The 523-nt window shown below is 72.5% G+C and carries 1 protein-coding gene; it reads right to left on the reverse strand.

The features are described from left to right. The coding region (locus GPJ59_RS36890; protein ID WP_308120719.1) for a condensation domain-containing protein at positions 1 to 500 on the reverse strand (500 nt) is incomplete at its 3' end. Positions 501 to 523: the final 23 nt, after the last annotated feature.

The following is a 523-nucleotide window of genomic DNA, read 5'->3' on the forward strand; positions in this document are numbered from 1 at the left end:
TTCAACGACCGGCCGAGATCGGTGCCGGTGCCCGCGTCCAGGCGGACGGGGAACATGCTGGTGAACCAGCCCACCGTGCGCGAGACGTCCGCGCCGTCGACCACGGCCTCACGGCCGTGCCCCTCCATATCCACCAGGACCTCCGTGGAGGAACCCCCGCGCCAGGCGGAGACCGCCAGCGCGAAACCGGTCAGCAGCACGTCGTTGACCGTGGCCCGGTACTTCGCCGCGACCTCGGTCAGCAGCCCCGCCGTCACCTCCGACGGGAGGGTGAGGGACAGGTGCCGGACGGTCTCGGCGGTGTCGGTGGCCGGGTCCAGGGCGCGGGCACCGAGCTGGGGCTCGGCTCCGGTCAGCTGCGCCTGCCAGAGCGGAAGTTCGGCGGAGCGGTCGAGAGCGGTCAGCTGCTCGGCCCAGCGGCGGAACGAGGTCCCCACCGGCTCCAGCTCCACGCCCTCGTAGGCCTGGGCCAGATCCGGCAGCAGCACACGCCACGACACACCGTCCACCACCAGGTGATGGG

The organism is Streptomyces bambusae (assembly GCF_019400985.1).
GTDB classification, from domain to species: domain Bacteria; phylum Actinomycetota; class Actinomycetes; order Streptomycetales; family Streptomycetaceae; genus Streptomyces; species Streptomyces bambusae_A.